This is a genomic window from Halomonas sp. 7T (assembly GCF_025643255.1).
In the GTDB taxonomy this organism is placed as follows: domain Bacteria; phylum Pseudomonadota; class Gammaproteobacteria; order Pseudomonadales; family Halomonadaceae; genus Vreelandella.
On the sequence record NZ_CP087112.1, the window covers coordinates 2,143,929 to 2,169,676 of the forward strand.

Consider the following 25,748-nt stretch of genomic DNA (forward strand, 5'->3'; position numbering starts at 1 on the left):
TAAGAAACCAAAAAACACTAAAAGTTACAATAAAAATAAGCGTTATGTTTTTTACTGTCAATAACTAACAAGGATTAACTATCTAATCGGCAGTACTATTTTTTCCATCCAATAACGCCACCTAAAACAGCAGTTTTCCAATTGTCCTTTATTATTCATTGCTTTATTTCATCTTGAGACGCAAATGTCTTCTTATGAGGCAACTAAAAAAAGCGGCAAACATTAACCGAGCACCAACGAATAAGGGCGCCCCTAGGGGCGCCCTTATAGCGTGCGAGTAGAGGTCAGGGCTTACCAGCCAGTGACTTCTTTCAGTGCATCGCCGATTTCAGCCAAAGAACGCACGGTTTTCACGCCGGCATCTTCTAGGGCAGCAAACTTCTCATCAGCGGTGCCTTTACCGCCGGAGATGATCGCGCCCGCGTGGCCCATACGCTTGCCAGGAGGTGCAGTGACACCGGCAATGTAGGAAACCACCGGCTTGGAAACGTTGGCTTTGATGTAAGCTGCGGCTTCTTCTTCGGCGGTACCGCCGATTTCGCCGATCATTACGATCGCTTCGGTTTTCGGGTCCTTCTCAAACATCTCTAGGATGTCGATGAAGTTGGAGCCCGGGATCGGGTCACCGCCGATACCAACGCAGGTAGACTGTCCGAAACCGTGGTCAGTCGTCTGCTTAACGGCTTCATAGGTCAGGGTACCAGAGCGGGAAACGATACCAACGCGGCCCGGCTGGTGGATGTGACCCGGCATGATACCGATTTTGCACTCGCCTGGGGTGATAACACCCGGGCAGTTCGGGCCAATCAGGCGCACGCCAAGCTCATCGCATTTTACTTTTGCGTCGAGCATGTCGAGGGTCGCAATACCTTCGGTGATGCACACGATCAGCTTGATACCAGCGTTAGCGGCTTCAAGGATCGAGTCTTTACAGAACGGTGCCGGTACGTAGATCACGCTGGCTTCTGCACCGGTTTTCTCAACCGCTTCTTTCACGGTGTTGAAAACGGGCAGGCCCAGGTGTGTCTGGCCGCCTTTACCCGGCGTAACACCACCGACCATCTGCGTGCCATAGGCAATCGCCTGCTCGGAGTGGAACGTGCCCTGGCCACCGGTAAAACCTTGGCAGATGACCTTGGTGTTCTTATCGATCAGGATGCTCATTACTTGCCCTCCGCTGCTTTAACAACCTGCTGAGCCGCGTCGGTCAGACTGGTAGCAGCGATGATGTTCAGACCGCTAGACGCCAGTTTTTCAGCGCCCAATTCAGCGTTGTTACCTTCCAGGCGAACGACCACCGGGACGTTAACGCCCACTTGCTCAACGGCACCGATGATGCCTTCAGCAATCATGTCGCAACGAACGATACCGCCGAAGATGTTCACCAGAACAGCTTTGACGTTGTCGTCAGACAGGATGATCTTGAATGCTTCGGCTACGCGCTCTTTGGTCGCGCCGCCGCCAACGTCCAGGAAGTTAGCGGGCTTGCCGCCACTCAGGTTGACGATGTCCATGGTGCCCATGGCCAGGCCTGCGCCGTTAACCATGCAACCGATGTTACCGTCGAGCGCTACGTAGTTAAGTTCCCACTTCGCGGCGTCGGCTTCACGCTGATCTTCCTGAGAAGGATCGCGCATCGCCTGAAGGTCCGGGTGACGGTACAGGGCATTGCTATCGAGACCCAGTTTGGCATCCAGACAGTGCAGGTTGCCTTCGTCAGTGATGACCAGCGGGTTGATTTCCAACAGGGCCAAGTCTTTTTCATGGAAAAGCTTGGACAGACCCAGGAAAATATTGGTGAACTGTTTGATCTGGTCGCCTTGCAGACCCAGCGCAAATGCCAGTTCACGCGCTTGGTAGGGCTGCGCGCCGACCAGCGGGTCAATCTCAGCTTTAAGAATTTTTTCCGGCGTTTCTTCAGCAACCGTCTCGATTTCCACGCCACCTTCGGTAGAGGCCATAAAGACCACACGGCGGGTAGTACGATCGACCACCGCACCGAGGTAGAGCTCATCGGCGATATCGGTGCAGGTCTCAACCAAAATCTTAGCAACCGGCTGACCTTTCTCGTCAGTCTGGAACGTCACCAAGTTTTTACCCAGCCACTGCTCGGCAAACGCTTTCGCTTCAGCTGGATCTTTGATCAGCTTAACGCCGCCCGCTTTACCACGGCCACCGGCGTGAACTTGGGCTTTAACCACCCACATGTCACCGCCGATTTTTTTACACGCTTCTTCCGCTTCTTCGGGAGTGTCCACGGCAAAGCCTTTGGACACTGGCAGACCATAATCAGCAAACAGCTGTTTGCCTTGATACTCGTGAAGGTTCATCGATTCATGCCATTGGTTGCATGTGACTCGAACGATGACCAGTGACTTTTAGAGAACTGGCCATCCCCGTTCTTTTGATCCTTGTGTTTCATTACAAGGCCAAAAGTGTGGCGCCACCTAGTAGGTGGCGCTTCGTTATTACTGAAGTAAATTATTTACGCTTTTTGCGGTTAGCCATATGAATGGCATGACCTTCAACTGCAAGCGCTGCTTCATGCACTGCTTCCGACATGGTCGGGTGCGCATAGCAGGTTAATGCAAGGTCTTCAGCGCTAGATCCGAATTCCATCGCAATCACGCCCTGAGCAATCATCTCACCGGCGTGCTGGCCAACAATATGCATGCCAAGGATACGATCAGTTTCCGCATCAGCGATGATCTTGGCGCTACCTTCGGTGGCGTTGTTCGCCATGGCACGGCCGCTGGCCGCGAAGGGGAAGCTACCGGTTTTGACTTCGATGCCCTTAGCTTTGGCATCTTGCTCAGTCATACCCACCCACGCCACTTCTGGGAAGGTGTAGATCACGTTCGGGATGGTGTCGTAGTTCATCTCGGCTTTGTGGCCGGCGATGATGTCAGCCACCATGATGCCTTCTTCAGACGCCTTGTGTGCCAGCATCGGGCCGCGTACACAGTCACCGATGGCGTAAACGCCCGGCACGTTGGTACGGCACTGGTCGTCGACGAAGATAAAGCCACGCTCGTCAAGTTCTACGCTAACGCCGTCAGCGATAACGCCTTTCGTGTAAGGGCGGCGACCAACACATACAATGAGCTTGTCGAAGGTCATTTCCTGCTCGCCGTTGCTGTCGGTGTATTTAACGACGACTTCTTCACCTTTCGCTTCCGAGCCGGTCACACGAGCACCCAATTTGATGTCTAGACCCTGCTTTTTGAGCAGTTTCTGAGTCTCTTTGGCAATCGCGGTGTCGACCATCGGCAGGAAGGAGTCCATCGCTTCCAGCACGGTCACTTCAGAACCTAGGCGGCTCCAAACGCTGCCCAGCTCAAGGCCGATAACGCCAGCACCGATAACGCCAAGACGCTTCGGCGTCTCTTGGAATTCCAGCGCACCGGTGGAGTCAACAATCAACCCTTCTGTCAGCGGCGTCGGCGGAATTTCCACCGGCACAGAGCCTGCTGCAACGACGATGTTCTCAGCGTCGTAAGTGGTCGTGTTACCGTCCAGGGCAGTCACTTCTACCTGCTTACCAGACACCACTTTACCGGTGCCTTCAATGGCGGTAACGCCATTGGCTTTGAACAGGCCAGAAATGCCGCCGGTCAAGTTCTTAACGATCTTGTCCTTACGGGCCATCATCTTTTTGACGTCCATCGTGACGTCGCCCGCTTCGATACCCATATCGTCGAAATCGTGCTTGGCTTCAACAAACTTGTGCGACGCTTCAAGCAACGCTTTAGACGGGATACAGCCCACGTTTAAGCAGGTTCCGCCGTGGACAACATTACCTTCTTTACCGATCCATTTTTCAACGCAGGCGGTTTTGAGGCCCAGTTGTGCAGCGCGAATAGCGGCAACATAACCACCAGGGCCTGCACCAATAACGATCACGTCAAACTTATCAGCCATGTTGGCTCCTTTAGCTTGGTTGCCCCAGCCCGGTTGATCTAAACCGGGCTGAAGGCAGTGTGCGATTGCATAAGAACGTTAGTTAAAACAGAGCAAATTAACGCGCTTTGTTAAACGTCCAACAGCAGGCGTGCAGGATCTTCAAGTAACTCTTTAATCGTTACCAGGAACCGCACTGCGTCTTTACCATCAATCATACGGTGGTCGTAGGACAGCGCCAGGTACATCATGGGGCGAATTTCGACCTTACCGTTCACCGCCATCGGGCGATCCTGGATTTTATGCATACCCAGAATCGCGGTTTGCGGCGGGTTGATAATCGGCGTCGACATTAAGGAACCAAACGTACCACCATTGGTAATCGTAAAGGTGCCGCCAATCATGTCGTCCATACCCAACTTGCCTTCGCGGCCGCGCTTGCCGAAATCGACAATCGTGCGCTCAACGTCGGCAATTTTCATGCTGTCTGTGTCACGTAGTACCGGAACCACCAAACCGCGGTCGGTAGACACAGCAACGCCGATATCCTGGTAGCCGTGGTAAACAATGTCGGTACCGTCGATAGAGGCGTTGACATCCGGGAAACGCTTGAGCGCTTCGGAAGCCGCTTTAACAAAGAAGCCCATGAAGCCCAGCTTAATATCGTGAGCTTTTAAGAACGTATCTTTGTACTGAGCACGCAGGGCCATGATTTCAGTCATGTCCACTTCGTTATAGGTGGTCAGCATGGCTGCGGTTTGCTGCGCTTGGACCAAACGCTTAGCAATGGTTTGGCGCAGACGGCTCATGGGGACACGTTTTTCGATGCGCTCGCCTTCCGTTACCGGTGCTGTCGCACTAGCCTCTTTTGACGGTGCAGCAGCCTTAGCGCCTTTCTTGGCGGTACCCTCTTTTACGGCCTTCTGAACATCTTCTTTTAGGATACGGCCACCTTTGCCGGTGCCTTTGATCTTAGCCACGTCCAGGTCGTGCTCAGCGGCCATCTTACGCGCTGCCGGGGCGAGAATTTTATCACCAATTTTCTCGTCGCTCTCGCCATCATCTGCAGATGATTCAGCAGGCTTATCAGCAGCCGTTGCAGGCTCATCACCGGCACCTTCTGCAAAAATAGCTAAAATCGCTTCGGATTCAACCTGACTGCCTTCTTCGGCTTTAATTTCAGCCAAAGCACCATCGGCAGGGGCGACCACTTCCAATACAACCTTATCGGTTTCAATGTCGGCGAGTACTTCATCGCGCTTCACCGCTTCGCCGACTTTCTTGTGCCATGTTGCCACAGTGCCTTCCTGAATAGACTCAGGGAAGCTCGGTGCTTTTACATCGTGCTTTTTACCACCGCCGTTGCCGCCGCTGGCTTTCTTCTCAGCGTCTTTTTCTTCGGACTTCTCTTCGGACTTCTCTTCGGACTTTTTCGCATTGGCATCGTCAGATGATTTGTCTTCTTTACTGCTTGACGCACTAGCGTCGCCAATTTTGCCCAATACTTGCTCAGACTCGACGGTATCACCCTCTTCTGCCATTACGTCGGTCAACGTTCCCGCTTCCGGTGCGACGACTTCGAGCACCACTTTATCGGTTTCAATTTCAACAATCAGTTCGTCACGTTCGACGCTGTCACCCGGCTTTTTATGCCACGCAGCAACAGTGCCCTCGGCAACGGATTCCGGAAAGGTTGGCGCTTTGATATCAATAGCCATGTCGTTTCCCTTATATGTTCTCTAAATCCGATGGGCGCTTATAGGTTAAAAGCGTCTTCCACCAGCTGGCGCTGCTGTTCAGTGTGGACGGACATATAGCCTGCTGCCGGAGCAGCTGAGGCAGGACGTCCTGCAAATTTCAACTCACGTCCGAAGCCATCTTTCAACATATCGGCTACGGCACGCATGTGGTGCTGACTGGAGTACCAGGCGCCTTGGTTCAACGGCTCTTCCTGGCACCACACAATGTCTTCCACATTGGCATACGCCTGGAGCACATCCAGAAGCTCTTCTTTCGGGAAGGGATAGAGCTGCTCAAGGCGAAGAATCGCCGTGTCGTTACGCTCGTTTTCAGCGCGCCAGTTGGCTAAATCGTAGTACACCTTACCAGCGCACATAATCACACGGGTGACTTGCTCGGCGGCAAGCTCTGCCTGATCCGGCAACACCATGTGGAACTTGCCATGGGCAAGGTCTTCAAGGCTAGACACTGCTTCTTTATGGCGCAAAAGCGACTTGGGCGACATAACAACCAGCGGTTTGCGCAGTGGACGAATTACCTGACGGCGCAAAAGGTGGTAAATCTGCGCCGGCGTGGTCGGCACACACACCTGCATGTTGTGCTCAGCACACAGTTGCAAGAAGCGCTCCAGACGCGCAGAGGAGTGCTCTGGCCCTTGACCTTCGTAGCCATGCGGCAGCAGCATGGTTAAACCACACAGGCGACCCCACTTGGTTTCACCGGAGGAGATGAACTGGTCAACCACCACCTGGGCGCCGTTGAAGAAGTCACCAAACTGCGCTTCCCAGATAACTAAGTCATTTGGGGCGGTGGTCGAGTAACCATACTCAAACGCCAGCACGGCTTCTTCTGATAGGAAGGAGTCGTGAATGGTGAAGCGTGGTTGGCCGTCAGACATGTTCTGCAGCGGCACGTAGGTAGAGCCATCTTTTTGGTTGTGCACCACCGCGTGCCGGTGAGAGAACGTACCACGGCCCACATCCTGCCCGGTAATCCGGATCGGGTGGCCTTGGTCCAATAGCGTGGCGTAGGCCAACGTTTCCGCAAAGCCCCAGTTGAGACCCATGCCGCCCGCCTGCATTTTGCGACGGTCTTCATAGATCTTGGCAACTTGACGCTGAACATCCACACCATCGGGAATGTCACACATCTTCGCAGCTAGCTGCTGAAGGCGCTTCATATCGAAGGTGGTGTCGGCGTCGCCGGTCCACTCGTGGCCAAGGTAAGGCGCCCAGTCCACAAATAGCGTGGTGTTAGGCTCTTGCACCAACGCATTAGCAACATGGTTGCCTGCCACCAAGTCATCGCGATAGGTTTCAACCATCGCTTTGGCGTCTTCTTCGGAAATCACGCCCTGCTCGACCAAACGCTGAACATAAACCGTACGCGATGAGGCATGGTCTTTAATCTTGGCGTACATCATCGGCTGAGTGCCTGACGGCTCGTCAGCTTCGTTGTGGCCACGACGGCGGTAACATACTAGATCGATCACCACGTCTTTCTTGAACTGCTGGCGGTAATCCAGCGCCACTTGGGTCGCGTGAATCACTGCATCTGGATCATCGCCGTTAACGTGGAAAATTGGCGCCTGAACCATTTTGGCTATGTCAGTACAGTATTCCGTAGAGCGTGCATCCAAGGGGTTCGAGGTGGTAAAGCCCACTTGGTTGTTGATGACGATATGCACCGTGCCGCCCGTTTTGTAGGCACGGGTTTGAGACATCTGGAATGTCTCCATCACCACGCCCTGACCGGCGAAAGCGGCGTCACCATGGACGTTGATCGGCAGTACTTTGCTGCCCTCTTCGTCGTTGCGGCGATCTTGGCGTGCTCGCACCGAACCTTCAACCACCGGCGCGACGATTTCCAGATGCGACGGGTTGAAGGACATGGCCAAGTGGACTTCGCCACCAGGCGACATGACGTTAGAACTAAAGCCCTGGTGATATTTGACATCGCCAGAACCACGTTCAATCACTTTCTTGCCATCAAACTCATCGATCAAATCCGCAGGGTTTTTACCCAGAATATTGACCAACAGGTTGAGGCGGCCGCGGTGGGCCATACCGATAACGACTTCTTTGGTGCCATAACCACCGGCACGCTGAATCAGTTCATCCATCATCGGAACAAAAGATTCGCCGCCTTCCAAACCGAAACGCTTGGTGCCTGGATATTTAGACGCCAGGTAATTTTCCAAACCTTCAGCGGCGGTTAGGCGCTCAAGAATATGCTTGCGCACGTCATCGCTAAATTTGGGAGCACTGCGAACCGACTCAAAACGCCGCTGCAGCCAGCGCTTCTCTTCGGTATCAACGATGTGCATGATTTCGCAACCGATGGAGCGACAATACGTCTGCTCCAACGCGTCAACGATTTCACGCAGCGGCGCTTTATCGATACCTAAGAAAAACGAACCGGTCTGGAACTCGGTGTCAAGATCAGCTTTGGAAAGCTGATGAAACGACAAGTCGAGGTCGGGAACGGGGGTGGGATTACGCAGCCCTAGCGGGTCGATGTTGGCCTTCTGATGACCACGGAAGCGGTATGCGTTGATCAGCTGCAGGACTTTGACCTGCTTTTTATTTTCACCACTATCAACAGCGGCAACTACCTGCCCAGGGCGGCTTTCCCGTCCTAGTTGGTAGAACTGATCACGAATCGGGCTTAGTGGAACATCGTGGGAGGCACTGCCCTCAGGACGTGGCAACTCGTCAAAATAGCTGCGCCACTCGTCGGGGACAGAATCGGGATCGGCGAGGTACTGCTCATAAAGCGCTTCCACGTAGTGGACATTGCCGCCACTAACGTGAGAAGAACGCCACATCAAATCCATTATGCCTTGTTGCATCTCTCGGTCACCCTGCACTGATGGGGTGGTATCGGCATCGCTACGCTAACGCAACGACATCGCTATTGCCCTGCCGGCGGGGCGGGACATTTGCCGGCGGCGCCGACCGGAGGCCGGAAGCCCTGTTCATCCTACGTTTTTCATGACGCGCTATTTTATTATCAGTTCATGCTCAAAAGCCGGCACTTGCAGCACCGGCTTTTAAGCTTGACTCGTCATGGGGTGCGACGCGTCGCCGCACAGCATGATAGCCCCTATGATAACAAGCGAAGCGCCACGATTTAAGTAGCTTTGTTGCTGAACTTAAGTGGCACTCGCTTTTTTCTCATACTTTAGGCATTTACGTAGCGTCTGCCAGCAACATTTCACGAATCTTACCAATTGCGCGGGTCGGATTCAGCCCTTTTGGACACACCGCAACGCAGTTCATGATGCCGCGGCAGCGGAAAACGGAGAACGGGTCTTCCAGACTGGTCAAGCGCTCGCGTGTTGCCGTGTCCCTTGTATCTGCGAGGAAGCGATAAGACTGCAGCAAGCCAGCAGGGCCAACAAACTTATCGGGGTTCCACCAGAAAGAGGGGCATGACGTCGAGCAGCAGGCACACAGAATACACTCGTACAGGCCGTCTAGCTTATCGCGCTCTTCCGGCGACTGCAGGCGCTCAATGGCTGGTGCAGGGGTGTCGTTTTGCAGGTACGGCTGAATACGCTCGTACTGCTTATAGAACAGCCCCATATCAACGACCATATCGCGGATAACCGGCAAACCAGGCAGCGGACGCAGCGTCAGCTTGTTGCTTTTCACAACATCTGACAGCGGCGTAATACATGCAAGGCCGTTTTTGCCATTCATGTTCATGCCATCGGAACCGCACACGCCTTCACGGCAGCTACGACGAAACGCCAGCCCGCTATCCTGCTCTTTCATCAGGTGCAGAACATCCAACACCATCAGATCGCGGCCTTTTGTATCGACCTGGAACTCCTGCATGTAAGGTGCGGAGTCGGTTTCCGGATTGTAACGGTATACGGATACCTGAAGATTTGACATGGTGACTCCCTCTCGTCAATGCGGAGATTAGTAGGTACGAACCTTAGGCTCAAAGGTATCAACGGTTTTTGGCTTAAAGTTGACGTCACGCTTCTTCAGCACCTTGGTGGCGGGGAAGTAAAGCGAGTGTTTCAGCCAGTTGACATCATCACGGTCAGGATAGTCGTAGCGTGAGTGAGCACCACGGCTCTCTTTACGCTCTAGGGCAGCAATCGCCGTTGCTTCCGCCACTTCCATCAAGTTATCCAGCTCCAGTGCTTCAACACGCGCGGTGTTAAAGGCATTGGATTTATCCGGCAAGTGCGCGTTAGCAATGCGGGCACGCAGCTCATCCAGCTTCTTAACCCCATCTTGCATGTTTTTCTCTTCACGGAATACACCGAAAGAGTTCTGCATGATGTCTTGCAGCTCAGCTTTAAGCTCAGGGATGCTTTCGCCGCCCTCTGATTCGTTCCAGCGCGTGATACGCTTCATGGCTGATTCGATATCAGACTCAGAGGCATCCAGATACTCGATACCTTCGTTCAGCGCGCCTTCGATAAACATACCTGCCGCACGGCCGAACACGACCAGATCAAGCAGGGAGTTACCGCCGAGACGGTTAGCACCGTGAACCGATACACACGCCGCTTCACCACAAGCGAACAGACCGTTAACGATATGGTCTTTGCCATTCTCGTCTTGGGTGATGGCCTGGCCATGAACGTTAGTTGGGATGCCGCCCATCATATAGTGGCAAGTAGGCACGACCGGAATCGGATCTTTAGCAGGATCGACGTGAGCAAACGTCTTGGATAGCTCAACAATACCCGGCAAGCGCTTACCAAGTACATCTTCACCCAGGTGATCAAGCTTCAAGAAGACATGGTCGCCCTTATCGCCACAGCCGCGGCCTTCGAGGATTTCCATGACCATGGAGCGTGCTACTACGTCACGACCCGCGAGGTCTTTAGCGTTCGGTGCGTAGCGCTCCATGAAACGCTCGCCATCTTTATTGATCAGGTAGCCACCTTCACCACGGCAACCTTCGGTCACCAAGGTGCCCGCGCCGTAAATACCGGTCGGGTGGAACTGCCACATTTCCATGTCCTGCATCGGGAAGCCAGCGCGCAGCGCCATGCCAATCCCGTCACCGGTATTAATCAGGGCGTTAGTCGTAGAGGCGTAGATACGGCCTGCACCGCCGGTGGCCAATACAGTGGCTTTCGATTTAACGTGAACCACTTCGCCGGTTTCAATGCACATGGCAATACAGCCAACAACGTCACCGTTAGCATTCTTCACCAGATCAACCGCATACCACTCGTTCAAGAACGTCGTGTTGTTCTTAAGGTTGTTCTGGTAAAGCGTGTGAAGCAACGCATGGCCGGTACGGTCAGCGGCTGCACAGGTACGTGCCGCCTGACCACCTTCACCAAAGTTCTTCGACTGACCGCCAAACGGACGCTGATAAATACGACCGTTATCAAAGCGAGAGAACGGTAAACCCATGTGCTCAAGCTCGAATACCGCTTTCGGGCCTTCAGAACACATGTACTCAGCCGCATCTTGGTCAGCGATATAGTCGCCGCCTTTAACGGTGTCGTACATGTGCCAGCGCCAATCATCGTTCGGATCGGCAGATGCGATCGCACAGGTAATACCGCCCTGGGCAGAAACGGTGTGAGAGCGCGTCGGGAACACTTTGGACAGTACCGCTGTCTTTTTACCGGATTTTGCCAGCTCTAGAGCAGCACGCAGGCCAGAGCCACCGCCACCAATAATGATAGCGTCAAACGTCAGGCTACGAAGGTTAGACATGTATCAAGCTCCCCACAGAATTTGAATGCCCCACACCAGGTATACAAAGATGGCCAGAATAATCAGCGTCTGGGCACCTACACGCAGGCGAGTGGACTTGAGATAATCGGTGGTGACAGTCCACAAACCGATCCAGGCGTGCGCTGCAATGGAAACAAACGCTAGCAGCGAGAAGATACGCATCCATGTTTGGCTGAACAGCCCGCTCCAAGCGTAGTAATCCAGGTTTGGATTGAACAGCAGGTAAGCGACCACAAAGACCGTATAAAGGGCCAGAATAACCGCAGAAACGCGCTGCATTAGCCAGTCAGAAAGACCGCTACGGCCAAAGCTAGTGATGTTAGTTACCATACCCAGACTCCTGCCAAAATGATCAGAACGGCACTCACCACGACAGTGATCTGTGCTTTTTTCACACCACCTTCAAGGGTGACGCCAATATCAGCATCCATTAACAGGTGCTTGATACCTGCAACAAAATGGAATGCTAAAGCGGACAGCAGCCCCCAAGCGATGAACTTGGCCAAAAAGTTGTTGGCCAACGCATTGCTGACGGCATCAAAGCCAGCCGGAGATGACAGGGATTTACCCAGCGCCCAAAAAGCGAAAATCAGGCCAACGAACAGGATGACACCCGTGATACGGTGTGTGATCGACGTTAGCGCCGGAAGTGGGAAATGTATCGTAGTTAGGTCTAAATTTACGGGTCGTTTGCTATTCACGGCGTTGTACACACTCTCTTGGCCCGCTCTGCGACTGTTCGGGCATGGCCCGAGCGGGCAGTGATTGCTGGAAGGGGCTCGGCCGTTGCCAAGTCGAGCACGACCACCTACCTGCCGGTCGCGCGCCGTGGATTATAAGAACCTTCGCCCCCGCTGACAAACTGAACTCAGGCTAGACTCGACCATGGTGCAAGATAATTACCCCTAAACCGAGTCGATTTTGCGTTGCAGCATAGCTATAGTGACAGGAGTTTGGCGATTTGATAAGTCTCCTAACGTATCGTCAATTCTCTGGCACTTAGATAGTATAAGCTGCCTACTCATCATATACAGAAATTATTCATAACAACAACTCTTGTATAACCATGGTTGGCGAATAGGCTAATTGACAAAATGCCGCACGCTTCTATAGTGGGCAGGCCTTTTCGCCGGCGCGGTAAGCGAAACAACGACTTTACGTCCCAAACCGAATTCGAAAGGAGGCCAGCATGGCTGACAGGAAAGCGACATTGACGGTAGACGGTCTAGATAAACCGATCGATCTACCCATGTATTCCGGCACACTTGGCCCCGACGTCATCGACGTACGCGGCCTTGGTGCTGAAGGCCTGTTTACCTACGACCCCGGCTTCATGGCCACCTCTTCCTGCCAGTCCGCAATCACTTATATTGATGGCGGCAAGGGTGTATTGCTGCACCGCGGCTACCCCATCGACCAGCTGGCCAAAGAGTCTAATTTTGTCGAAGTATGCTACACCCTCCTCTTTGGTGAGCTACCTGACGACGAGCAGTACGCAGATTTCGAATCACGCATTCGCAATCACACGATGGTGCATGACCAGATCAACAACTTCTTCAAAGGGTTCCGCCGTGATGCGCACCCTATGTCGATTCTGTGCGGCGTGGTAGGTGGCTTAGCAGCTTTCTATCACGATCATATGGACATCACCCAAGAAGAAGACCGCGTCATCAGCGCTGTTCGCCTCATTGCTAAAATGCCTACCTTGGCCGCAATGTCGCACAAGTACAACGTTGGCCAGCCCTTTAACTATCCGCGCAACGATCTGAGCTATGCAGAGAACTTCCTCTACATGATGTTCAGCAACCCGTGCGAAGAGTACAAAATCAATCCGGTATACGCGAAAGCCATGGACCGCATCTTTATGCTACATGCGGACCATGAGCAAAACGCTTCCACCTCTACAGTGCGCTTAGCGGGCTCTACTGGCGCTAATCCGTTTGCCTGCATCAGTGCCGGTATCGCCGCACTGTGGGGTCCGGCTCACGGCGGTGCCAACGAAGCCGTACTGAACATGCTAGATGAGATCGGCGACGACTCCGAAGAGAATATTCAGCGGTTTGTCGATAAAGCCAAAGATAAAGATGACCCGTTCAAGCTGATGGGCTTTGGACACCGCGTTTACCGCAACTTCGATCCGCGTGCCAAGGTAATGAAAGAGACCTGCGATGAAGTACTCGCAGAACTGGGCATGGCTGATGACCCGCAGCTGAAAATTGCCAAGCGGCTTGAGCAGATCGCCCTGGAAGATGAATACTTCATCGAGCGTAAGCTTTACCCGAACGTTGATTTCTACTCGGGTATTATTCTCAAAGCAATGGGTATTCCAACCAATATGTTCACCGTTATTTTTGCGGTATCCCGGACAATTGGCTGGATTTCTCACTGGCACGAAATGCTCAGCGAGAGCTACAAAATTGGTCGCCCGCGCCAGCTCTATATTGGCCATGACCAGCGCGACTATCCTAAAAAATAACGCTGTCGCTGTTAGACAGAGTTATAGGATATTGAAAGGCCACCTTAGGGTGGCCTTTTGCGTATACCCCACCAACCCACGTATTGAAATCCGCAAAACCTACACTCACCAAAAGGTGCTCTATGAATACCATTAAAACCGTCGCCTTTATTGGCTTAGGCGTTATGGGCTACCCCATGGCAGGTCATCTCGCTAAACAGGGTTTAACCACCCGCGTGTATAACCGTACTCACAGCAAAGCCGACGCTTGGGCCAAAGAGCACGGAGGCACCGCCCATGCCACGCCTAAAGAAGCCGCTGAAGGCGCAGACCTTGTATTGATATGTGTAGGTAACGACAACGACGTAAGACAAGTCACTACGGGGAGCGATGGCGTATTAAGCGCTATGAGTCGCGGCAGCTTTCTCATTGACCATACGACCGCTTCAGCAGATTTAGCGTTAGAGCTTGATGCCGCCTGCCGTGAACAGGGCGTCGCCTTTCTCGATGCACCGGTCTCCGGCGGCCAGCAAGGCGCCGAAAATGGCGCACTAACGGTTATGTGCGGTGGCGAACAGCACCACTTTGATACTGTCCAGCCCATCCTGGCCCACTACTCCAAAGCCGTCACATTGATGGGCACTGCTAGCAGCGGTCAGCTCACCAAAATGGTTAACCAAATCTGCATTGCCGGATTAGTACAAGGGCTTTCCGAGGGACTGCATTTTGCTGAGCAGGCCGGGCTTGATCAGCAGCAGGTGATCGACGTTATATCAAAAGGCGCCGCCGGCTCCTGGCAGATGGAAAACCGCCACAAAACTATGATTGCCGATGAGTATGACCACGGCTTCGCGGTGAACTGGATGCGCAAGGATTTAAACATTTGCTTAGAGCAAGCTCGCCGCTTGGATGCCACTCTTCCCGTCACCGCGCTGGTTGATCAATTTTATGCGGATGTGCAGCGCATGGAAGGCGGCCGCTGGGACACTTCGTCTCTCTTGAAGCGGCTACGAAAGCCACAATAACCCTTGACTTTTTAGCACCTCGGTCTTGAACAGGGTTTTCCACACTATCTGTGGATAACCCTGTTCACAACCACTAGAAAACGTCCCACAATCGCCATGAACAGTGACCCAGCCTTAAATTGGTTATTTTTTAACCTAACGTAAGCCACTGTTTTAAAACAACTTAATTTAAATAGCTGATTTTTTAGGCTAACCTCAAGGGGTTGTGCACAACCCTGTCACTAGAATCGCAAAAGTGGACAAGTCAAGCACAAAATCACTCAAAAAGTGACCGATATAGAGGGGAGGTACAAATGGCAGGCAAACGAAAAGTGCCAACTAACAGGCATGAACCCGTTGGCAAATTGATAAGATAAGAAATAGTAGAAGTGGCGTCCCATAGGGGGTTCGAACCCCTGTTACCGCCGTGAAAGGGCGGTGTCCTAGACCACTAGACGAATGGGACGTATCTAACCTTGAGAGCAATAACGTGAAGTGCTCGTTATTGGTGGAGCCTAGCGGGATCGAACCGCTGACCTCAACACTGCCAGTGTTGCGCTCTCCCAGCTGAGCTAAGGCCCCACATGTCGTTAAGACGGAGCGTATAATACTGATTAAGCTGATCTTCGTCAACCCTATCACTCACCGGAAAGCGCCAAACTCGCCCAATACGCGAAACTTGGCGCTTCCCAATCGGGCTTACAGCTCCCGGTACTCTTTTTCAAAGCGCTTGGCTTGCTTCTTAGACACACCACCTAATACGTCAATCGCATGTCGAAGCCGCGCACGAGTGACATCCGACCCCAAAATCGCCATGGCGTCCATCACCGACGTGCTTGATGAGCTACCCGTAATGGCAATAAAGACCGGCGCTAAAAATGCCTTCATTTTTAGCTCAAAGTGCTCTGCTAGCGTTTTCACTTCGGCTAACAATGCTTCTTTATCCCACGCAGAGACGGCTTCAAAACGCCATACCAAGAACTGCAGCAACTTCACCAGCGTTTCTTTATCGAGTTTAACGCTATCGAAGTCATCTTCTGTTAAAGCAGGCAACCCTGAGAAGAAGTGCCCAGCAAGTGGCACCACCTGCGACAGCGTTTCAACCCGCGGACGTACCTGGGGCAAAATTTGCTTTACATAGGCATCATTAAATGCCCATTCGCGCAGCGCTTGAAGCAGTGCATCGTCATCTAGGTCTTCACGAATGTAGACACCGTTTAGCCAGGTCAACTTCTCCAAATCAAACACCGGCCCACCCAGCGATACCCGCTGAATATCAAATTCAGCCATCATATCAGGCAGGCTAAACTTCTCCCGCTCATCCGGCATCGACCAACCCATTCGGCCCAAATAGTTGGTCACCGCTTGGGGAAGGAACCCCATGCGGCGGTAGTAGTTGATCGACGTTGGGTTCTTACGCTTGGAGAGTTTGGATTTATCCGGGTTACGCAACAGCGGCATATGGCAAAGCTCAGGCATTTCCCAGCCAAAGTACTCATATAAAAGCTGGTGCTTCGGCGCGGAGTTAATCCACTCCTCCCCTCGCAACACATGGGTAATACCCATTAAGTGGTCGTCCACCACGTTTGCAAGGTGGTAGGTGGGCATGCCGTCAGATTTCAGCAGAATTTGAGCGTCTACCTGCGCCCATTCCACCTCAATAGCTCCGCGCAGCATATCCTTCACCACACATACGCCGGTGCTAGGTACCTTCATACGCACCACATAAGGCCAACCTTCTTGCTCGCGGCGAGCTTGCTCGTCCTCGTCTAGCGCCAGGTCAACCGGCTTTAGCGCCAACTGCATCCCAGCGGCTTTACGGGCCTCTCGCAGCTCATCAAGCTCTTCACTGGTGCGATAACATTTAAAAGCATGACCGGCATCTAGCAACTGCTGCGCATATTGGGCGTAAATGTCCCCCCGCTCGCTCTGACGGTACGGACCGTGGGGGCCGCCAACATCCGGGCCTTCATCCCACTCAAGACCCAGCCAGCGCAGGGAATCCAAAATCATCTGTTCCGACTCAGGTGTAGAACGCACCCGATCCGTATCTTCAATCCGCAAAATGAACTGCCCGCCATGTTGACGTGCAAAACAGAGATTAAATAGCGCGATGTAGGCTGTTCCTACGTGAGGGTCGCCCGTGGGAGAAGGCGCGATACGCGTACGTACGGTCATCAAGTTATCCTTTTGCAATTAAGCGTGGCGACATTATACGCACCCTTTAGCCAACCAACAGTACCGTCCAGGGAACGAGTTTCCCTTAAAAGCGTCATATCGGATGCCTAAGAGTAATAGATTGCAAGATGCGCGTTAAAGCACAATCGCTTAGTATGGCGCTGTACCTATGATTCGTGTTCATGTTTGAAAATGCGACGCACTCTTGGCAAACCATTTTTAGCATGACCAGAGCGCCACCGTAAGCGGTGGAAGTACATCCAACGAGCTTTCTTAAGCTCATCGATAGGAAAATGAAATGGAATCGCTAGGCTCACGTATCAAGCAACTGCGGCTTAGGGCCAAGCTCAACAAAGCTGCCCTTGCACGTAAAGTTGGCGTATCAGATGTCACTATTTCTTATTGGGAGTCTGGTGCGATCAAGCAGATTGGCCATGAGCGCTTAGTAGCGCTTGCTGATGCTCTTGATTGCTCTTTGGCGACTCTCTTGGAAGGTGATAGCGCCCCCCAGCTCTTAACGTTGACCCATACCGGCCCCCTCCCCTGGGAACAGGTTCAGGCAACGACTATTACAGTACCCAGCCACCTTCCGTTGAAGATTGACTGGAAAGCCCCTTGTGTCATGGCCACCCCGGCTAGTAACACGGATTTTTCTCCGATTGCGGCCGGTGACTTGCTGCTGTTAGGACCAACACACGTGTTTCACAAAGCAGGACATTACCTCATTCAGCGTGACGAGCGTTTTATCATTGAGCATTTTTCGAAAGCGCCCAGTGATACGTCCATTCACGCTGTACTGTTAGCCCATTGGTGCCCTGCCTAAAGCATCTTTCCCCTAGATCCTTAATTATCTTCAACAACGGTCACCTGGTCACGCGTGCGTCTTGGTTCACTCCCCACCAAGAAGCGGCGTGAGTAAGTGGCCACCTGCCCCAAGCCATGGCGGGATTGGCTCACAAGCTCTCCCGTCAGGTACTCGCCTTGGGTGCCAATGCGCGCTTGAACATCCCTAGGCTGAACGCTAGCTTCGGAAAGCTGAACTCGAACAATGTACCCGCCATCGGGCAAACCGCTCCCAGAACCAAATGGCCCAGCATCGAACTGCCCATCCATAACGCTGGTGCGCGACTGCCAACGTACACGACTTATCTCACGCTCAATGGTTACCTGAACCTGAGCGCCGTCCGGCAGATTTGTCTCGCCCTCAACCATCAAACGGCGATCAGTACGCAGCGTAGCGTGAGTGGAGATAGCCACCTCTAAAGGCTCGACGTCTTCAACAACCATTTCTTCAGGCTGCTGCAACTCCGCCTCCCTACTCGCCGCGTCGGACTGCACCGCCGCTGGCTCCTCTTCCTGGCTACCGCAACCTGCCAATAGCAAGGCACTCACTAGCACGATACTGATGCCACCTAGTGTTTTATGCATAGAGACTCCTCAACAGCGAAACTCAAGCTTACCACCGCCTAACATTTACCACAGCGATTTAGACCGCAAAACACGCAAAGTGCTGCAGGGGTTTCTAACGAAAGGGTTATTTCTGAGGTGGTTGGCAATCTTATTCCCAAACCTACCCTCCAATGACGGCTTTTAGGCACCGGTAAGGCGTAAGAGTGAGAAAGCTATTGAAGCGCCATTAGTACAGAAAAGCTTTATCGCCGTTAAAAGGGAGGGTGGCATCGTACCTAACTGAGCGCTACCTACCCCACTCACTAAAATGCCCCACCGTGAAAAGTGAGGCACTGTTAATCTATCGTCGAGAAAAGCATAACCGCTAGGTTAGGTCACTCAACTCCACATCTAAAGCAGCCGCAATGCGTTTCAGCACACTCAACGAGCCGCTCTTTTTGCCTGACTCTATTTCAGAAAGGTAGCCCTGGCTAATGCCTGCTTTTTCCGCCAGCTCTCCAGCACGAAGGCCACGGTATTCGCGGTACCCCTTCACGGGGGACACGCCTTCCCGCAGCGTATCCACGACCGCTTCCGGAAACGACTCTTCACCGCGCGCTACTACCGCATTGGCTGCGTCGATATCGTCCTGATCTTCTAATCACGCAAGCAGGGCGTGGTACTTCCTGTTCATTAACTGTTATCGGTGCGTTTTTGGCGCTTTATTAGTAAACACCGCCATGAGCACCGATGTTGATGATATCCAGCACATCGCCGCGCTCATCGATGATCACCTGCCAGTCACCTACCCGCAGGCGAATATACTCGCTACCCTTCAACGCGCTTTTACGGTGGGTAATCGTTTTCAACACGGCAGTTATAGCTAAGGGCGAACAAACACCGAACACTTATCTAACAGCTAAAAACAATCCATAACCATCTACCTGCAGTCACAGTGTACCCCCCACTCACACTCATCACCGCTTCGCCTTTACTAAACGCCGCCGCAGGTTAGCCGGAGTCGGCCCAATCGAATTCAAATTGCTGTTCACCAGCGCCGAGCGCCTCAAACTCAAAGAGCTAAGAGCCAGCGACCCAGCCCTATGGCTTCTTTGAGACTATCGAAAATTCCTATCTGCAGCACATTGACCTGTCTGTCACTCCGGTCGACTCAAAACGGCGTGGCACTTTGCCTGGGATTACTGGTAACGGCCCACATTATTGATGAAGAAAATGTGGAAACTCGCTGCAAGCAGCCCCTTTCAGATGAAATGCTGTAAAGGTTTTGAAAGCTGACACAAAAAAGCCCGCCAGTTGGCGGGCTGATACATCTTTATCGTTGCGCACTAAGCAACGCCTCTATAAACAGCGGATCATTAAACAACTCATCCAACGTTTCTTCTATTGCCATTTCGATAGGCCTGGCAAGATTAGACGCCGACTGGTACATCACGCCTTTATGTTCTGGCTTAACGGAGATATCTCTGCTGAACAACCGCTCATTAGCTACTGACATTACATCTACTTGGATTGTCGACTTACCAACTGTTTTACCAGTCAGTAAAGTGTCAATCAGGTGCAGGTTTGAGTACAGTTCTAAGATGTCTCCCTGAATAATGACTGGCGAATCACCATCAATTTCAAACCCTCTGGCCAATAATTCCTGTTCAATGGCAGCTTTCAGAACATTTTCTACAGGCTCCTCGCTATGAATCGACGCCATCGGGAAGCCCCAGCCATGTCGCTTATGGCTGATACGTCGCTGATCTTCACGCCCATCCGCCACCACCACATTCACCGACACTTCAGAAGCTCCATCTACAGCGGCAACATCCACTTGCGGTTCATACGTCAGCTTATGAGACTCAGGTATCGCCGCACACCCATGCAACAGCGCCAATGCGGCGAACACCCCTAGTAATTTCAGCAATTTCATCCGGTTCCCTTACATCCAATCGGTTAGTTTTATGGTTGTCCCGCTTGGAAACCTAAACATCGAATTATCGTTAGTCAATTTATTTTGGGCGAAGGTTATTGGAGAAGTGATCAGAGCAGCTGCGAGTGCAGCGGCCAATACGGAAGAAAATACTTAGGCACTGGTGGCAAATATGAAAAGGGATTGAAAAACTCAAATACCTAAAGCCAGGTAAAATTAGGAAATCATCTATTAATCACTATTGGCGATGTCAAAAGAAGATCGAACTGTGACTCATCAATCAGGCAGTCAAGCAGCATTTGCAGGACTGATTTAAAGCCGACCGGAGGATAAATAAGCAGATCGACGCGGCAAATACCAAGGCGTTATATGGAATAGAGATAGCGGGGGCGTTTGAGGAAACGATGGTGGGTATTCTAGGCAACCAATAACCAAAAGCCTGTAGATGGCTGGCTTTAAACTGGCCTGCTTTCAGCCCGCTTCGGCGGGCTTCTTTGTGTCCATTCTTACCCATCATCTAAACCTCGCCACTTACACCCATCACCGCTAACACTGGGTCACGAGACTCCACACGATACCTGCGCTAAGAGCCATAGCGACACGCTCATTACCTGCAGCACCTTTTCCCGATACTGTTTTGACGTATACCCTCCGTACCTGAGTGCGAACTTTGTGCTGCCGACCCTTTCTTGCGTACAATTGCCCGCCAACGCGCCCACTACGTCTGATCGGCCTCCATGCTAGGCCATGGTGCTGCTGTTCATTTAGCGAATAGCCGCAATCAGAGGGCAATAGATTTGTGTACTTACACCGCATACCAAGTATGCAAGTGATTGATATGAAAATAGAAAGCCCTGCCAACGCCGCCCGCCTCTTTTCTGTGGCCCCGATGATGGACTGGACTACAAGGGACTACCGAGCTTTCGCACGCACGTTAACCAAGCGGGCGCTGCTGTATACCGAGATGGTGACGACCGGTGCGATTTTGCATGGCTCGCCCCGTGAGCGCTTTTTGGGCTTTAGCGAGGTTGAGCACCCCATTGCGTTGCAGTTGGGCGGTAGCGATGCAGGGGAGCTTGCGGAGTGCGCGGCGATTGCCGAGGCGTGGGGCTATGATGAAGTCAACCTGAACGTGGGCTGCCCCAGCGACCGCGTGCAGAACAATATGATTGGCGCCTGCTTAATGGGCTACCCTGAAAAAGTGGCGGAGGCTGTACGCACCATGCAGGCGGCGGTGTCGATCCCCGTCACGGTGAAATGCCGTATTGGCATTGATGATCAGGATGAAGATGCGGACTTGGCGCGCTTTATCAATATCGTCGCGGATGCGGGCTGTGAGGTGTTTACCGTTCACGCACGTAAGGCGTGGCTGCAGGGTTTGTCGCCTAAGCAGAACCGTGATGTGCCGCCACTTAACTACCCCCGCGTGCATCGTTTGAAGCAGCACCACCCTGAGCTCCATATTGGCATTAACGGCGGTATTAAAACCCTCGACGAGTGCCAAGCGCAGCTTGAGCACGTAGATAGCGTGATGGTAGGCCGTGAGGCGTATCAAAACCCGTGGCTGTTAGCGGGTGTGGATGCGCAGCTGTTTGGCGAACCTGGGCCAGCACAAACACGCCTTGAGGCGGCCATGGCGTTTCGCCCCTATATTCAGCAGCGGTTGGATGAGGGGGCCAAGCTGAATCACGTCACTCGCCACCTGCTGGGGCTATTTCAGGGCTGCTCGGGCGGCAGGCGCTTTCGGCGTCATTTGTCAGAACACGCTCACAAAGAGGGCGTTGGTTTGCGTGTTTACGATGAAGCGCTCAGCTTAGTGCGTGAGCCTTCCACCGAGCCGCTAGAAGTAGAACAGCCCGCCACGTTGTAACGTAGCGGGCTGTTCTGAGCGGGGTAAAATCGTTAATCGCTTATCGGCTTAGCTACCCCGCACGCCTTTCTCAATGCGCTCACCGACCTCTTGATCAATATTGCGCCAGTATTCAAAAGCGCGCTCTAGCACGGGCTCGGTGACGCCGCCAGACAAGTGACCTACCACGTTAGAAACTAACCGATCACGCTGCTCGTCATCCATCACTTGGCGAACAAGCGCGTGGGCTTGGCTCCAATCATCGTCATCAGGGCGCAGCGTGTAGGCAGAACGCACCAGCTGGCCATCGGTCGACCACACGGCATCCTCTGGAAAGCGCTCAGAGTCAGCCTTGGCGCCACCTTTACTGTTGGGGGTGTAGACCGGGTCGGTGGAGTGCTTAATTCGCATCGCGCCACCCTGGCTGTAGCTATGTACCGGGCATTTAGGCGCGTTGACCGGGATATGCTTGTAGTTAACCCCCAAGCGGGCGCGGTGTGCGTCTGCATAGGAAATCACCCGCGCCAGCAGCATTTTATCCGGCGAGAAGCCCGTGCCCGGCACCGAGTTGTTGGGTTCAAAGGCGGCTTGCTCAATCTCGCTATGAAAGTCCGTCGGATTACGGTTCAGAGTTAACTTGCCCACTTCCATCAGCGGGTAGTCATCATGGGGCCAGATTTTAGTTAAGTCGAAGGGGTTGATGCGGTAGGTCTTGGCATCTTCAAACGGCATGATCTGCATTTGCAGCGTCCAGGAGGGGTAGTCACCCCGTTTGATCGCCTCGAACAAGTCACGACGATGGTAATCTGCATCGCTGCCTGCCATTTGGTCGGCCTGCTCCTGGGTCATGCACTTAATGCCTTGATCGGTTTTAAAGTGGTATTTCACCCAAAACCGTTCGCCTTCATCATTCACCCACATATAGGTGTGGCTGGAGTAGCCATTCATATGCCGCCACGTGGCGGGCACCCCCCGGTCTCCCATTAGCCATGCCACTTGGTGGGCGGACTCAGGCGCCAATGTCCAAAAGTCCCACTGCATATCGTGATCCCGCAAACCGTTGTCAGCGCGGCGTTTTTGCGAGTGAATAAAGTGCTGGAACTTCATGGGGTCACGGACGAAAAACACGGGGGTATTGTTACCCACCATGTCGAAATTGCCTTCATCGGTGTAAAACTTAATCGAGAAGCCGCGTGGGTCACGCCATGTGTCTGGGCTTCCGCTCTCCCCCGCCACCGTCGAAAAACGGATCAGTACGTCGGTCTTAGTACCCGGCTGAAGAAATTTTGCTTTGGTGTACTTACTGACATCTTGGGTAACTTCAAAATGGCCAAAGGCGCCACTGCCCTTTGCGTGGGGCTGGCGGTCGGGAATCATCTCTCGGTTAAATGCCGCCATCTGCTCCATGAGATAGTGGTCATGCATGACGATTGGGCCATCGGCCCCCACAGAAAGGGAGTGCTCGTCGCTGGAAACCGGGATACCCGCTTCGTTCGTTGTGTACTTGCTGCTCGTCATTGCTCTTCCTCCTTGTCGCGCTCGACATGGCACGGTTTGTACCACTGGAAAGCACCGTTCATTGCCGCGTTGTTCACGTAAGCTTAAAACGGTACCCACACAGGTATAGCTAACAAGACGGTATCGCGCCATCCGTGGCGTGGTTTCGGCAGCGTATAAAAGCGTTAATACATCGCATCAGGCGGTGGTGTGAGGCTAGATTGAAAGCTTTCAATCGCAGTTTCTGCCTCTTCAATCTCATCAAAACGAGCGATGTGATAAAGCGCCTCTCCTTCATTGGCCAGCGGTAGTCGGCTCATACCAATCACAATGCCGTCAGCCATAGAGAGCACCTCATCCTCATCATTACCGAAAGGGTCCGCGACCTTGCCCAGCACTTCGCCTTTGGCCACCCGCGCGCCTAAGCGCACTTTAGGACGCAATATGCCGTCGATCGGCGCCCGCGCCCAGCTAGACCCATTAGCCAATTCAGCAGGTGCCGAGGAGCGTTGCCGCTGCGCGCCTGCTAGCATGTCCAGCCGGCGCATCACCCGTAAAACGCCCCGCACACCTGGCGCAATAGCCCACTCATCAAAGCGCAATGCTTCACCGGCTTCATAAGTGAGCACCGGTATCCCGCGGTTCTGGGCATAATGCCGAAGGCTTCCCTCACGCAGTTCTGCATTGAGAATTACCGGCGCACCAAACGCATCAGCCATACGCTCTGTTTCGCTACCCGCACTGAGCTGCGCACGAATTTGCGGTAAATTTGTACGGTGGATAGCCCCGGTGTGCAGGTCGATAATGTGCGTTGCGTGATCGACAATCTCCTCACGAAATAGCGCCGCAATGCGGCCACCCAGCGAGCCTTTTTCGCTCCCAGGAAAGCAGCGGTTTAAATCACGCCGGTCAGGCAAGTAGCGAGTTTGTTGTAAAAATCCAAACACATTAACGACCGGCACCGCAATCAGCGTTCCCCGCAGGCTATTAACCGCTTTTGAGCGCAGTAAACGGCGCACAATCTCGACACCGTTAATTTCATCACCGTGAATACCACCGCAGACCAGCATCACCGGCCCCGCTTTGCGGCCATGTACCACTTCAAGCGGAATATGCAGCGGCGTGTGGGTATATAAACGCGCAACCGGCATATCGATTTGTAAGCGCTGGCCGGGCTGAATGGTATGTCCAGCTAATTCAAAGGGAGCTCGTGCCATGCTGTTTGTCCTATAACGGGCGTAGAGTGGGTACTCTACGAGTAACGACATACGTTTTAAAACGGTGCTTTCATTAACACTCGGCTCATACACTCATCTTATACGCTCATTCATTATAAAGAACGATTTTGCTCCCTCATGCTACAGCGCTCACCCAACAACCATACAGTTTTGAATGTAAAATCACCCGTTTTCAGATAAAATGCGCGCGTCCGTATTGATAGTGAGGTTACGTTTTCATGGCCAGAAAGACCAAAGCAGAAGCGGCAGCGACTCGCGAAGCGCTGCTGGATGCTGCTGAAGAAGTGTTTTTCGCGAAAGGCGTAGCTCGCACATCGTTAGAACAAATTGCTCGCCATGCTGGCCTGACCCGTGGCGCGGTTTACTGGCACTTCAAGGATAAGGCAGATCTCTTCAAGGCATTAGTCGAGCGTGTCCACATGCCTTTTCAGTCGTTGATGGACGAAGTAGACGTCTCTGACGCTGATATTTCGCCATTAGAGTCGATGCGCCGAGCCTGCCATGCCGGTATGGCTAGGCTCGAACAGCCTTCGTACCAGAGAATATTGTCAATTTTGATGCATCGCTGCGAATTTTTTAGCGATATTGATCCTCTAGAAATGCAGGATAAGATTGGCAAAGAGTGTTTTGATGAAATGCTAGCCCTCTTTGAGATGGCACAGCAGCAGCACCTACTGTGCGACAGCCTTAGCCCCGAGGTGGCAACAAGAATGTTGCAATCGATGTTAGGTGGCCTATTCCACGACTGGCTGCGAAACCCCAGCGTTTATTCCGTTAGTGAGCGTAGCGGCGAAATGATTGATGCGTTCATCAGCCTAGTAAAGCGCTAACGTCTCTAT

21 protein-coding genes and 2 tRNA genes are annotated in these 25,748 nt (G+C 52.9%); 5 read left to right on the top strand and 18 right to left on the bottom strand.

Annotation, left to right across the window (positions count from 1 at the left end):
- Nucleotides 1-291: 291 nt before the first annotated feature.
- From sucD to sdhC, 9 genes are all read right to left on the bottom strand, one after another.
- Entirely contained in the window at nucleotides 292-1,164 is an 873-nt protein-coding gene (sucD, locus tag LOS15_RS10020) for a succinate--CoA ligase subunit alpha (protein ID WP_263065657.1), read from the bottom strand.
- Entirely contained in the window at nucleotides 1,164-2,330 is a 1,167-nt protein-coding gene (gene sucC, locus LOS15_RS10025) for an ADP-forming succinate--CoA ligase subunit beta (RefSeq protein WP_263065659.1), read from the bottom strand. The genes sucD and sucC overlap by 1 nt, the downstream gene beginning before the upstream one ends.
- A 151-nt stretch (nucleotides 2,331-2,481) precedes the next feature.
- Nucleotides 2,482-3,921, bottom strand: coding sequence for a dihydrolipoyl dehydrogenase (gene lpdA, locus LOS15_RS10030; RefSeq protein ID WP_263065661.1), 1,440 nt, complete (start codon nucleotides 3,919-3,921; stop codon nucleotides 2,482-2,484).
- A 110-nt stretch (nucleotides 3,922-4,031) separates the two neighbouring features.
- Nucleotides 4,032-5,618, bottom strand: a complete 1,587-nt coding sequence (odhB, locus tag LOS15_RS10035) for a 2-oxoglutarate dehydrogenase complex dihydrolipoyllysine-residue succinyltransferase (protein ID WP_263065662.1) — start codon at nucleotides 5,616-5,618, stop codon at nucleotides 4,032-4,034.
- Nucleotides 5,619-5,656: 38 nt separating this feature from the next.
- Nucleotides 5,657-8,491 (bottom strand): 2-oxoglutarate dehydrogenase E1 component, encoded by a 2,835-nt coding sequence (locus LOS15_RS10040; RefSeq protein WP_263065663.1) that lies wholly within the window; start codon nucleotides 8,489-8,491, stop codon nucleotides 5,657-5,659.
- A 340-nt stretch (nucleotides 8,492-8,831) separates the two neighbouring features.
- Complete coding sequence (locus LOS15_RS10045; protein WP_263065665.1) at nucleotides 8,832-9,542, bottom strand: succinate dehydrogenase iron-sulfur subunit; 711 nt, start codon at nucleotides 9,540-9,542, stop codon at nucleotides 8,832-8,834.
- A 27-nt stretch (nucleotides 9,543-9,569) separates the two neighbouring features.
- Nucleotides 9,570-11,342 carry a succinate dehydrogenase flavoprotein subunit gene (gene sdhA / locus LOS15_RS10050; RefSeq protein ID WP_263065667.1) on the bottom strand — a complete coding sequence of 591 codons (1,773 nt, stop codon included), beginning with the start codon at nucleotides 11,340-11,342 and terminating at the stop codon, nucleotides 9,570-9,572.
- A gap of 3 nt (nucleotides 11,343-11,345) precedes the next feature.
- Nucleotides 11,346-11,693 carry a succinate dehydrogenase, hydrophobic membrane anchor protein gene (gene sdhD, locus LOS15_RS10055; RefSeq protein ID WP_263065669.1) on the bottom strand — a complete coding sequence of 116 codons (348 nt, stop codon included), beginning with the start codon at nucleotides 11,691-11,693 and terminating at the stop codon, nucleotides 11,346-11,348.
- Nucleotides 11,687-12,064, bottom strand: a complete 378-nt coding sequence (gene sdhC, locus LOS15_RS10060) for a succinate dehydrogenase, cytochrome b556 subunit (protein WP_263069682.1) — start codon at nucleotides 12,062-12,064, stop codon at nucleotides 11,687-11,689. The genes sdhD and sdhC overlap by 7 nt, the downstream gene beginning before the upstream one ends.
- Nucleotides 12,065-12,552: 488 nt before the next feature.
- Here sdhC and gltA point away from each other — a divergent pair, with 488 nt between their 5' ends.
- On the top strand, nucleotides 12,553-13,839 hold the full coding sequence (gene gltA, locus LOS15_RS10065) for a citrate synthase (protein ID WP_263065670.1): 1,287 nt from the start codon (nucleotides 12,553-12,555) through the stop codon (nucleotides 13,837-13,839).
- 122 nt (nucleotides 13,840-13,961) lie between these two features.
- Nucleotides 13,962-14,843, top strand: a complete 882-nt coding sequence (locus tag LOS15_RS10070; RefSeq protein ID WP_263065672.1) for an NAD(P)-dependent oxidoreductase — start codon at nucleotides 13,962-13,964, stop codon at nucleotides 14,841-14,843.
- 369 nt (nucleotides 14,844-15,212) lie between these two features.
- Here the strand turns inward: LOS15_RS10070 and LOS15_RS10075 are convergent.
- The 3 genes from LOS15_RS10075 to gltX all read right to left on the bottom strand — a co-directional run bounded on the left by LOS15_RS10075 (nucleotide 15,213) and on the right by gltX (nucleotide 17,000).
- Nucleotides 15,213-15,288, bottom strand: a tRNA-Glu gene (locus tag LOS15_RS10075).
- A gap of 40 nt (nucleotides 15,289-15,328) precedes the next feature.
- Nucleotides 15,329-15,404 (bottom strand) — tRNA-Ala (locus LOS15_RS10080).
- Between the two features lie 117 nt (nucleotides 15,405-15,521).
- Complete coding sequence (gltX, locus tag LOS15_RS10085) at nucleotides 15,522-17,000, bottom strand: glutamate--tRNA ligase (protein ID WP_263065674.1); 1,479 nt, start codon at nucleotides 16,998-17,000, stop codon at nucleotides 15,522-15,524.
- Nucleotides 17,001-17,298: 298 nt separating this feature from the next.
- On the opposite strand from gltX, the gene LOS15_RS10090 reads away from it, so the two are divergent.
- On the top strand, nucleotides 17,299-17,823 hold the full coding sequence (locus LOS15_RS10090) for a helix-turn-helix domain-containing protein (protein WP_263065675.1): 525 nt from the start codon (nucleotides 17,299-17,301) through the stop codon (nucleotides 17,821-17,823).
- A 20-nt stretch (nucleotides 17,824-17,843) separates the two neighbouring features.
- Here the strand turns inward: LOS15_RS10090 and LOS15_RS10095 are convergent, their stop codons facing one another.
- The 4 genes from LOS15_RS10095 to LOS15_RS10110 all read right to left on the bottom strand — a co-directional run bounded on the left by LOS15_RS10095 (nucleotide 17,844) and on the right by LOS15_RS10110 (nucleotide 20,325).
- On the bottom strand, nucleotides 17,844-18,428 hold the full coding sequence (locus LOS15_RS10095) for a hypothetical protein (RefSeq protein ID WP_263065677.1): 585 nt from the start codon (nucleotides 18,426-18,428) through the stop codon (nucleotides 17,844-17,846).
- Nucleotides 18,429-18,774: 346 nt separating this feature from the next.
- Nucleotides 18,775-18,975, bottom strand: coding sequence for a helix-turn-helix domain-containing protein (locus tag LOS15_RS10100; protein WP_263065679.1), 201 nt, complete (start codon nucleotides 18,973-18,975; stop codon nucleotides 18,775-18,777).
- A 139-nt stretch (nucleotides 18,976-19,114) separates the two neighbouring features.
- Entirely contained in the window at nucleotides 19,115-19,261 is a 147-nt protein-coding gene (locus tag LOS15_RS10105) for a hypothetical protein (RefSeq protein ID WP_263065680.1), read from the bottom strand.
- 461 nt (nucleotides 19,262-19,722) lie between these two features.
- On the bottom strand, nucleotides 19,723-20,325 hold the full coding sequence (locus tag LOS15_RS10110) for a YajG family lipoprotein (protein WP_263065681.1): 603 nt from the start codon (nucleotides 20,323-20,325) through the stop codon (nucleotides 19,723-19,725).
- Between the two features lie 838 nt (nucleotides 20,326-21,163).
- On the opposite strand from LOS15_RS10110, the gene dusA reads away from it, so the two are divergent.
- Complete coding sequence (gene dusA, locus LOS15_RS10115) at nucleotides 21,164-22,195, top strand: tRNA dihydrouridine(20/20a) synthase DusA (protein ID WP_263065683.1); 1,032 nt, start codon at nucleotides 21,164-21,166, stop codon at nucleotides 22,193-22,195.
- A 48-nt stretch (nucleotides 22,196-22,243) separates the two neighbouring features.
- Here the strand turns inward: dusA and LOS15_RS10120 are convergent, their stop codons facing one another.
- Together LOS15_RS10120 and LOS15_RS10125 are read right to left on the bottom strand one after the other, a co-directional pair.
- Complete coding sequence (locus LOS15_RS10120) at nucleotides 22,244-23,692, bottom strand: catalase (protein ID WP_263065684.1); 1,449 nt, start codon at nucleotides 23,690-23,692, stop codon at nucleotides 22,244-22,246.
- 164 nt (nucleotides 23,693-23,856) lie between these two features.
- Nucleotides 23,857-24,888, bottom strand: a complete 1,032-nt coding sequence (locus LOS15_RS10125; protein WP_263065686.1) for a succinylglutamate desuccinylase/aspartoacylase family protein — start codon at nucleotides 24,886-24,888, stop codon at nucleotides 23,857-23,859.
- 239 nt (nucleotides 24,889-25,127) lie between these two features.
- Here LOS15_RS10125 and LOS15_RS10130 point away from each other — a divergent pair, with 239 nt between their 5' ends.
- Nucleotides 25,128-25,739 (top strand): TetR family transcriptional regulator, encoded by a 612-nt coding sequence (locus tag LOS15_RS10130; RefSeq protein ID WP_263065688.1) that lies wholly within the window; start codon nucleotides 25,128-25,130, stop codon nucleotides 25,737-25,739.
- Nucleotides 25,740-25,748: the final 9 nt, after the last annotated feature.

Coding starts and splice junctions, on each gene's coding strand:
- LOS15_RS10045 (WP_263065665.1), bottom strand. CDS start 9,542: ATGTCAAATCTTCAGGTATCCGTATACCGTTACAATCCGGAAACCGAC.
- gltA (WP_263065670.1), top strand. CDS start 12,553: ATGGCTGACAGGAAAGCGACATTGACGGTAGACGGTCTAGATAAACCG.
- sucD (WP_263065657.1), bottom strand. CDS start 1,164: ATGAGCATCCTGATCGATAAGAACACCAAGGTCATCTGCCAAGGTTTT.
- LOS15_RS10110 (WP_263065681.1), bottom strand. CDS start 20,325: ATGAAATTGCTGAAATTACTAGGGGTGTTCGCCGCATTGGCGCTGTTG.
- LOS15_RS10125 (WP_263065686.1), bottom strand. CDS start 24,888: ATGGCACGAGCTCCCTTTGAATTAGCTGGACATACCATTCAGCCCGGC.
- odhB (WP_263065662.1), bottom strand. CDS start 5,618: ATGGCTATTGATATCAAAGCGCCAACCTTTCCGGAATCCGTTGCCGAG.
- sdhD (WP_263065669.1), bottom strand. CDS start 11,693: ATGGTAACTAACATCACTAGCTTTGGCCGTAGCGGTCTTTCTGACTGG.
- sdhA (WP_263065667.1), bottom strand. CDS start 11,342: ATGTCTAACCTTCGTAGCCTGACGTTTGACGCTATCATTATTGGTGGC.
- LOS15_RS10095 (WP_263065677.1), bottom strand. CDS start 18,428: ATGCATAAAACACTAGGTGGCATCAGTATCGTGCTAGTGAGTGCCTTG.
- LOS15_RS10040 (WP_263065663.1), bottom strand. CDS start 8,491: ATGCAACAAGGCATAATGGATTTGATGTGGCGTTCTTCTCACGTTAGT.
- LOS15_RS10090 (WP_263065675.1), top strand. CDS start 17,299: ATGGAATCGCTAGGCTCACGTATCAAGCAACTGCGGCTTAGGGCCAAG.
- dusA (WP_263065683.1), top strand. CDS start 21,164: ATGAAAATAGAAAGCCCTGCCAACGCCGCCCGCCTCTTTTCTGTGGCC.
- sucC (WP_263065659.1), bottom strand. CDS start 2,330: ATGAACCTTCACGAGTATCAAGGCAAACAGCTGTTTGCTGATTATGGT.
- LOS15_RS10120 (WP_263065684.1), bottom strand. CDS start 23,692: ATGACGAGCAGCAAGTACACAACGAACGAAGCGGGTATCCCGGTTTCC.
- gltX (WP_263065674.1), bottom strand. CDS start 17,000: ATGACCGTACGTACGCGTATCGCGCCTTCTCCCACGGGCGACCCTCAC.
- LOS15_RS10130 (WP_263065688.1), top strand. CDS start 25,128: ATGGCCAGAAAGACCAAAGCAGAAGCGGCAGCGACTCGCGAAGCGCTG.
- lpdA (WP_263065661.1), bottom strand. CDS start 3,921: ATGGCTGATAAGTTTGACGTGATCGTTATTGGTGCAGGCCCTGGTGGT.
- LOS15_RS10070 (WP_263065672.1), top strand. CDS start 13,962: ATGAATACCATTAAAACCGTCGCCTTTATTGGCTTAGGCGTTATGGGC.